The organism is Bradyrhizobium sp. 147 (assembly GCF_023073935.1).
Taxonomy (GTDB): domain Bacteria; phylum Pseudomonadota; class Alphaproteobacteria; order Rhizobiales; family Xanthobacteraceae; genus Bradyrhizobium.
In genome coordinates this window covers 43677-52211 of record NZ_JADPKL010000014.1, presented here as the reverse complement: position 1 = coordinate 52211, position 8535 = coordinate 43677, and the positions used below count along the sequence as shown (strand labels likewise).

The window sequence follows — 8535 nt, the reverse complement described above, 5'->3', positions numbered from 1 at the left end:
TCCATGACTCGATGGAAGCCACTGTGGACCCTTATCCCGGGGTCCCGATTGGATGCCGATCACCCCGAAAACGGGGTCCTTATTCCATGCCGAAACACAATATAGAGCCGACGCAAGCCAGACGGCAGCAACATGGCCGCGAGGTGGTTGGCCGAAAGCGCAGCGGCCATCGGCATCGTCGGCAACACGCAGCGCAGCGACAGCATGGTCTCGATGCCCTCGCCGGCGGCGAGCACGTCGTCCGCCACGCCGAAACGAACGGCATTGCCGAGGAGGTCGCCCATCGCGCGTCGTGGCGTATCGATCGGAGCCTTGCCGAGCCGAACGCGATCAAAGCCGACCGGGTCGAGCCAGGTACGGTGTACCCCGGTGATCCTGTCATCGAGATCAGTGACAGAAGCGATCATCGCCGGCCAAGTCTCGGTCGGCTGGTGCTCGTCCGGCCGATAGTAGCAGCGTGGGTGGAAACGCAGACTGCCGCCATGGTGGACGTCGGCTATTCCGCGCCCCTGCAAATAAGTCTCGACCACGGTCCCCTCGATCGGGCTGGATATTGCAAAGAGCCGACGGGCGGCCTCTTGCGATGCGGCCGGTGCTGCCGGACCGACGGGCTTTGAGGCGAGTTCCGGTTCAGCGCGAGGCAATTTCAAGAAGCGCCTTGCCTCCGCGGCCACCTCGCGGAAGTCGCGCAAGCCCAGACTTTCGCGGATGATGTCGAGGAGGTCGCCATGCTCACCGGTCGCAGCATCTATCCACTTGCCAGGTCGGCCTTTAGGTGATTCCTGGAGCCGTACGAACAGCGAGCGGCCCGGGGTGTTGTGGACGTCGCCGACGACCCAGTACCGACCCGACCGCTTGCCATTGGAGAGATAGTGTCGGCACACCGCCTCCGCCTCGCGCGCGAGGCGGCGTGCCAATTCAGACGCATCGCGAGACATTACGCAGCCTCCTGCTCGCCGATGCGTGCAAGCGGATAGCTGTCAAGCACTTTCGACCGGATCTCGGTGCCGCTTGCGTCCGTGGGCACGAACATGCGCAGCTTCCAAGAGATGATCTCGTCTCCATTGATGCCCCCTCGCGCACGATAAAAGGAACGGCTTGCGCCTTCGCCATTCGCTTCTGCATCGTGAGAAGTCCGAGCGCGCGGGTAGCGAAGACCGTCCGCCGGCACATCAAGCATGCCAGTCCCGTTGCCTTCCGCCTCCACAATCGGCCGTACATTGAGGCTCTGCAGCAGCGAACGGTGCGTGATACTTTGGCGAATTGCTCGATCGAACTTCCGGCCGTGAGCCGCCGAACGTTCGATTGTCTGTGTACCAGTTTGTTCGAGGGGGATGTCGCGCGAAGGCGACAGGGTGATCTTTTGGACAGCCTCCGTCATCTCGATGCTCCACGACGGGTTGCCGGGAGCCACTCTCTCGGCCTCCAACCCATCGCGGAAAACCCGCCGCAACCCTTTCACTCTCCTCCCGCCTCCCGCGCCGCTGGTGGTCATCATATCGACCGCAGCTCCGGCAAGGATCCAAGGAGTTAGTTCAGGACCTTGCGAGCTTGTGAAGAAGCCCGCACCATCACGTTGTTCTTTCGAAGGCTGTCGTATAACCCGCCACGGCAAGCTCGGCGTTTGCATCAGAAAATGCGACAATCTACGACACAGCCGCCTTTCGTCCCATTCTTGATGGGATTGAGGTGCCTAGGGCTGCAGGCGTGACCAGGCGCGCGCCAATGGCAAGTCGCCTCAACTGAAAATGGCACCCGGAGAGCGTGAGCATAGCGACCCGAAGGGGCACGCGGGTCCGAGTGCAGCGACGAGACCGGTTCAATAGCGGCACCCGGGAACGGGGCAGTGATAGCGATCGCCGCAGGCGAGCCCCTTTCCCGAGCGCCCCCGGCGAGGAGCTCCGCAAGTCTTTGCGCGAGGGATCGAAGCCGGACGGCCGAGACGCAGAGCGGCTCGGTTTCAACGAGAGCCCGGTGCGGCGGCAGCCGCACGCGCGCAAGCGAAAGAATCCGCCAATCGGAGGGCCGACATTTCCTTACGCGCACTCCTCTGCATTCCACAATCCTGATCTGGAGCATGGGAGAATGTTGTTCTTCTCACCTTCACCGGCGTCGCCTCTGGTTGCAAACTCGGCTTTGAATCGGGCGATCGCCTCAAGCATGTAGATAGAGGCGTCAGTTCACGGCTTGCTTATGCAACGAGGTGGTCGTGAATCACCGCATGGGTCGATAAGAGACCGGCCGATCATTTGCTCTGCGTCCACCACATTCCGACACCGTACAACGCTCGGACAGATTCAATGCAAGCTCACCGGCGAATCTGTGGGAAAGTCCATTGATGATGCATCTAGAGCAGTTGACTGCCTGCTAGCGGCGCCCCACTCCGCGAACGGAGATACCATTAGCTCCGCTTTCGGGGATTTCGCCGGTCAGAATTGGTTCTCGCCGAGAACTGCACGCTAGGCCTCTTTTTCGCGCGTTAATCTGGCCTATGCCCGCCACGGCGGCACTGCGCAGTAGAGCGGAAAAGTCTTTCATCGTAGAAGTTCGTTTTATGACCCACCGCGACTCTCGCTCCGCTGATCACGAGTCGAGCCCAATCTAGATCTTCCAGATCGGACGTCGTTGTTCAGTGAATTCGACTCTTGTTGGACCTAAGCGGCCCCATCAGTGAGATCAGACCGCCCACCTTCACGACGCACAGCGCTGCCTGCTCGCTACCCACCCGCTGGAACCTGGCCAGCGATGATGAGAGCGGATATGGCGGCCGCCTACCTGGACTTTGAAGACACAGGCGAACTTGCGTGCGCGATCCGCCGAGGAGATGCGCCGCCACCGGTCAGCTGTCGTGGAACAGGACGGCTGCGGGAGCCAGTCTGGTCGAAGGCGACCATGGACCATTTCGCAGCACCTCTTGGAAGAAGAGACGCCAGGGAGCCGGAGGATCTCTTATGTCTGGTATGATGTCACTTGATGCGGCACCGAAGCTTCCTCGATATTGTCAACGAAAACTGTTGGCGAACAATACGGTGGCTTACTATTTCGCGCCGCCAACCTGGGCTCGTCGGCAGGGCTGCCATTTGAGGCCTGAAGCTTTAGGGAGCGATTATGCGGGTGCCGTCGAGCGGGTTGAAAAAGTCCTCTTGCCGGCATTCGAGAGTTGGCGCTCACGGGGTCTAAGTGACATGATGCCGGCCTCTCCCGAGCCCGGCACGTTCGATTGGCTGGTCGGCATCTACCAAGCTCACCAGAAGTGGGGCGAAATCGAAAGCACCACTCAGCGGCAGTACAAAAAGAGTCTCGCGCTCTTTGCCAATCACGAGCTGAAAGATGGAAGTCGCGTTGGGTCGAAGCAATTGTCCGATTTCACCAAGGCCTTCGTCGACGCAGTTTATGGAAAGCTGCTAGTCGTAACAAAAGTAGGCAAGAATGGAGAGGTCGTCGTCCGCGAGCGTCGTCGCTACGCAAATGTGGCCATGGCGAGCTGCCGGCGGGCCTGGTTCGTTGGCCAGCGCGCTCAAGAAAAAATGGTACCAGCGAGCAATCCATTTTCACGGATGGGATTAAGATCACGTGCGCCCGGCCAGCCGATACGGCCCACACCAACCGCAACTTGGGATGAACTCGTCGCGTTCAGGGCTGCCGCGAAAAGGCTCGACTATCGCTCCATCGCAACTGCTGCTTTGTTGTCATGGGAATGGCTGCAGCGGGAGCAGCACGTATTTGGCTCCTTCGACATGTCGCACTACCGTCCTAGCGAACGGCCAAACAGCGTCAGGATCGTGCACCCAAAGAATGGAGAGGAAGCCTGGTGGCCACTGTTAGACGAAACGGGCGCCCCTCTCTTTCCTGAACTTATGGACGAGCTCGACGAGATGAAAAAGACCTCGCTCCCGGGGTTGGTATTCCGGCGTGACCATGCCCATCGTCGGTCGGGAACCCCGCTTCCATGGATTACGCCACGCAAGGACCTGCGCTATCTGCGCAGCGTGGTGAAAAAGATCATCGCAGCGGCCGACCTTCGTCAGGAACTTTCCTTTACTTCCTTCCGGCACGGAGGCTTCACCGAAGGTGCCGATAGCGATCTCACGGACGCAGAGTTGCGTGCCGCAGGCCGTCATAGATCAAGCCGCCAACTGCCAACCTACGCCAAGCGCACCGGCAAACAGTTGATCACAGCCACAAAGAAGCGTCGCGAGCAGCGCAGAAGAGCGCTCCTTGTTCGACTAAACGCCGATCACTCCTCGGAATAAAGCTGCTTTGAAGGACCACAGCATCCAACCGTGCCCTGACATGATCGCCTATTTTCCGGTCCAAGATGGCAATCGCTTCTCGCTGAACGCCTTCAATCCCTCCTTGGCGTCCTCGGTCATCGCGAGCAGCGCGATCTGGCTTTCGGTGTAGGCGATGCTCTCGTCGAAAGACATCGATGCGATGGCGCGCATAGCGTATTTGCCGCGGCGGATCGCGGTCGGCGATTTGTCGACGATGCGGCCGATCAGCCAGTCGACCTTGGCGTCGAGTTCGGCCGCAGGCACGACGTAATTGAGGAGGCCCGCGGCTTGCGCCGCCTTGACATCGAACGGCTCACCCGTGAGCGCCCATTCGTTGACAAGCCGCGGCGGCGCGATCCTCTGCAGCAGGCTCAGGACCTGCATCGGGAACACTCCGACCTTCACCTCCGGCAGGCCGAAGATGACGTGATCGGCTGCAACCGCCATGTCGGTCATGCACAATAGGCCCATGCCGCCGGCCATGCAGACGCCGCCAACCCGCGCAATCGCAGGCTTGGTGGCGTTCTGTGACAAACGTAGCAGATCCGCATAGTCGACATTTGGTTTGGAATGATCCATCGCGAAAGCCGCGCCGGAATTCTGCAGGTCGGCGCCCGCGCAGAACGCCTTGTCGCTCGCGCCCGTCAGCACAATGACGCGGACGTCCTTGTCGTCATGCGCGTCGCGATAGCCTTTGCTGATGCCGGCGATGACATCGCCGTTCAGCGCGTTGCGCTTCTCCGGCCGGTTGATGGTGATCCAGAGCGCCTGCCCGCGCTTCTCGGTAATGACGGCTGTGGTGTCGCTCATGGCACGCTCGCTTCCTTGGCCCGGTTTTGCTGTCATTTGCGGCAGCTCGGGCGCGAGGTGCAAGCGCAATCTGCGGCGAGGCGGAGCTTTAGCGCCTCGACACAAATTTAGAGAGCAATCGAAGCGACAGTGTGCTTCAGCCCGCGGCCGCCTTCCTGATCCAGACCTTGTTGTCGTGGAATGCCGCCCCGCCAATCGGCGCGATGGTGTCCGCGCCCGTCAGCATGTTGATGCCGCGGCCTCCGATATGGCCCTTGTTCGGGTGAACGGATTCGGCGATCAGAACGCCGCGCCGCACGCCCTCGAACAGCGTTGCGACCAGCGTGCTCTCACCACGGCCGTTGCCGAGCGTCACCGCATCGCCGTCGACGATGCCGAGCGCGGTCGCATCCAGCGGATGGATCATCACGCTCGCCCTGCCCTCGCGCGCCTGCGAGGACGGCGTCTCGTTGAAAGTCGTGTTGAGGAAGCTGCGCGAGGGGCTGGTCGCGAGGCGGAATGGATGGGCCTGATCCGTGTGCTCGATCACCGCCCAATGATCCGGCAGCGACGGCATCTTGTCGAAATCGCCCATCGTCTGACCGAACGGCGGATGCGCCCAATCAGCCTTGAAATGGAACTTTCCGTCGGCATGGGCGAAGCCGTCGAGATAATGCGAGGTGCGGAAATCGGGTTGCAGGTCGCGCCAGATATCAGCCTCCAAGCCGGCGATGTCGCCGTGATTGCTGAGCTTGAGCGTCGCGTCGATCAGTTCGCGGGGCGTCATGTCGAAACCCGGATGCTTCGCACCAAGCCGCGGCGCCAGCCCCTGCAACACCTCGTGATTGGAGCGGCATTCGCCGGGCGGGTCGATCAGCTTGGGCCCGACCGAAATGTGCTGATGGCCACCGCCGTAATAGAGATCGTCATGCTCCATGAACATGGTCGCCGGCAGCACGATGTCGGCCATCTCGGCGGTCTCGGTCATAAACTGCTCGTGCACCGCGACGAAAAGATCCTCGCGCGCAAAGCCCTGCCGTACCAGCGCCTGCTCCGGCGCCACCGTCATCGGGTTGGTGTTCTGGATCAGCATCGCCTTGACCGGGCCCCTGCCCTGCAGGGCTTCGGCATCGCCGGTGAGGATGCGGCCGATCTGCGACTGGTCGAGCGCGCGCGTGGTCTTGTCGATCGCATCGTGGCCTTCGATGATCGATTCGTTGAAATGCCAGAGCGCGTAATTGTTGAAGAAGGCGCCGCCGCCTTCATATTGCCAGGCGCCGGTCACGGCGGGAATGCACAGCGCCGCATGCATCTGCGTCGCGCCGTTGCGCGAGCGGGTGAAGCCGTAACCGAGACGCAGGAAGGTCCGCTTGGTCTCGCCGACGGCCTTGGCAAAGGCCTCGATCTCGGCCACCGGCACGCCTGAGATGGCCGAGGCCCATTCGGGTGTGCGCGTCTTCAGATGCGCCTCGAGCTCATCAGGGCAATCGGTGTATTTGTCCATGTAGGCGCGGTCGGCATAGCCGTCGCGGAACAGGACATGCATCACGCCGCAGGCAAACGCGCCGTCGGTGCCGGGTCGCAGGAGAATCTTGATGTCGGCCTGCTTCATGGTCTCGTTGTCGTAGATGTCGACCGCAGCGATTCTGGCGCCGCGCTCCTTGCGCGCGCGCGAGGCGTGCGTCATCACGTTGACCTGGGTGTTGACGGGATTTGTGCCCCAGATCACGACGAGGTCGGACAGCGCCATCTCGCGCGGGTCGACGCCGGCGATCTTGCCGGTGCCGATCGCGAACCCGATGCGCGCAACATTGGCGCAGATGGTCTGATAGAAGCGCGAATATTTTTTCACATGCGTGAGGCGATTGAGACCGTCGCGCATCACGAGGCCCATGGTGCCGGCGTAGTAATAGGGCCAGACCGATTCCGCGCCGAATTCGCGCTCGGCTTGATTGAAGCGATCGGCAATCTCATCCAGCGCCTCGTCCCAGGAGATCCGTGCGAATTGCCCAGAACCCTTCGGCCCAATGCGGCGCATCGGAAACGTCAGCCGCTCGGGGTGATGGATGCGCTCGGCGTAGCGGGCGACCTTGGCGCAGACGACGCCGGCCGTATAGGTCTGCTGCTTCGAACCGCGGACCCGGCCGATGCTGCGGCCCTCGACCACCTCGACATCGAGGGCACAGGCCGAGGGACAATCATGCGGGCAGGTCGAATGGCGGATTTCGATCTTGGCGTGCTGGTTCATGTCCCAGTTCGTAACACCAAAATACCCGTCAGCCGAGGGCATTTATCCGGCAATTCCCATGCGATTTGCTCAGATCACGTGCGCTTCCGGTTCCTGCCGCGACTGCGAAGAGCGGCGCGGCCACAACGAGACGGTCGCGACATTCCCGGCACGAGCGGCTTTGTGAGCCGTCGACAGTCCACATCCCCTGCCGCTACAGTGCCGGCCAACAAGAACGACATCAGGGAGGTGGGCATGAAAGCCCGAAGATTCATGCAGGCTCTGGCGGCCGGCGTGCTTGCCGCGTTCTCCGCGGCCTCCTCCTTGGCACAGGATTATCCGACCCGCTCGGTCCGCATCATCGTGCCCTTTGGCGCCGGCGGGCCTGCGGACGTCGCGGCCCGGCTGATCGGCAACGTGCTCCAGGAAAGCCTTGGCCAACCCTTCGTGATCGAGAACCGCACCGGCGCGGGCGGCGTCATCGGCACGGTCGAAGCGGCAAAGGCGGCCGCCGACGGCTACACGCTGTTGATGATGTCCAATACCCAGACCGCGAACGAATCCCTGCTGACGGCGGACAAGCGCAAATACGAGCTGATGCGCGATCTCGCGCCGATCGCGCCGGTGAACTCTTCCGATCTCGTCATCGTGGTGAATCCGCAAGTCGCAGCAAAGACGTTGCAGGAATTCATCGCGCTCGCTAGGGCGCAGCCAGGCAAACTGAACTACGCCTCCTCCGGCCAGGGCACGCCCTATCACATGGCCGGCGAGCTGTTCAAAGTCATGGCCGGCGTCGATATCGTCCATGTGCCTTATCGCAACAGTGGCGAGGCGCGCAGCGGCGTGATCGGCGGACAGGTGCAGATGATGATCGACGCCGTGCCGGCAATGGCGCCGAACATCGGTGAGAACCAGGTCCACGCGCTCGCCACCACCGGCAAGCAGCGCTCGGCCGTGCTGCCGAACGTGCCGACCGCGATCGAGGCCGGGGTGCCTGGCTACGAGGCGACGATCTGGCTCGGCCTGATGGCGCCGGCGGGGACGCCGAAGCCTGTCATCGACAAGCTCAACGCGGCCGTCAACGCAATGGTAAAGCGGCCCGACATCATCAGGCTCTGGACAGAACAAGGTGCCGTGCCCATGTCGATGACCCCGGAACAGTTCGAAAAATTCCTGCGCGGCGACATCGAGAAATGGGCCGACGTGGTCAAGAAGTTCGACAAGTCGTGAGGCCTTAGCGCGAGA

4 protein-coding genes and 2 pseudogenes are annotated in these 8535 nt (G+C 61.9%); 2 read left to right on the top strand and 4 right to left on the bottom strand.

Features of this window, described 5'->3' with window-relative positions:
* Positions 1-98: 98 nt before the first annotated feature.
* Together IVA87_RS03950 and IVA87_RS03945 are read right to left on the bottom strand one after the other, a co-directional pair.
* Positions 99-938 (bottom strand): annotated as a pseudogene (locus IVA87_RS03950) (toprim domain-containing protein); the annotation flags it as partial.
* A gap of 133 nt (positions 939-1071) precedes the next feature.
* Positions 1072-1381 (bottom strand): annotated as a pseudogene (locus tag IVA87_RS03945) (DNA-binding protein); the annotation flags it as partial.
* Between the two features lie 1570 nt (positions 1382-2951).
* Between IVA87_RS03945 and IVA87_RS03940 the strand changes: the two are divergent.
* Positions 2952-4253: a hypothetical protein gene (locus IVA87_RS03940; protein WP_247332798.1), complete on the top strand. Its 1302-nt coding sequence runs from the start codon at positions 2952-2954 to the stop codon at positions 4251-4253.
* 48 nt (positions 4254-4301) lie between these two features.
* On the opposite strand, the gene IVA87_RS03935 is transcribed toward IVA87_RS03940, so the two are convergent.
* Complete coding sequence (locus tag IVA87_RS03935) at positions 4302-5084, bottom strand: enoyl-CoA hydratase/isomerase family protein (RefSeq protein WP_247332796.1); 783 nt, start codon at positions 5082-5084, stop codon at positions 4302-4304.
* 136 nt (positions 5085-5220) lie between these two features.
* A complete protein-coding gene (locus tag IVA87_RS03930; protein WP_247332795.1) occupies positions 5221-7311 on the bottom strand; it encodes a molybdopterin oxidoreductase family protein in 2091 nt (696 codons plus the stop codon).
* Between the two features lie 234 nt (positions 7312-7545).
* On the opposite strand from IVA87_RS03930, the gene IVA87_RS03925 reads away from it, so the two are divergent.
* Positions 7546-8520 carry a tripartite tricarboxylate transporter substrate binding protein gene (locus tag IVA87_RS03925; RefSeq protein ID WP_247332794.1) on the top strand — a complete coding sequence of 325 codons (975 nt, stop codon included), beginning with the start codon at positions 7546-7548 and terminating at the stop codon, positions 8518-8520.
* Positions 8521-8535: the final 15 nt, after the last annotated feature.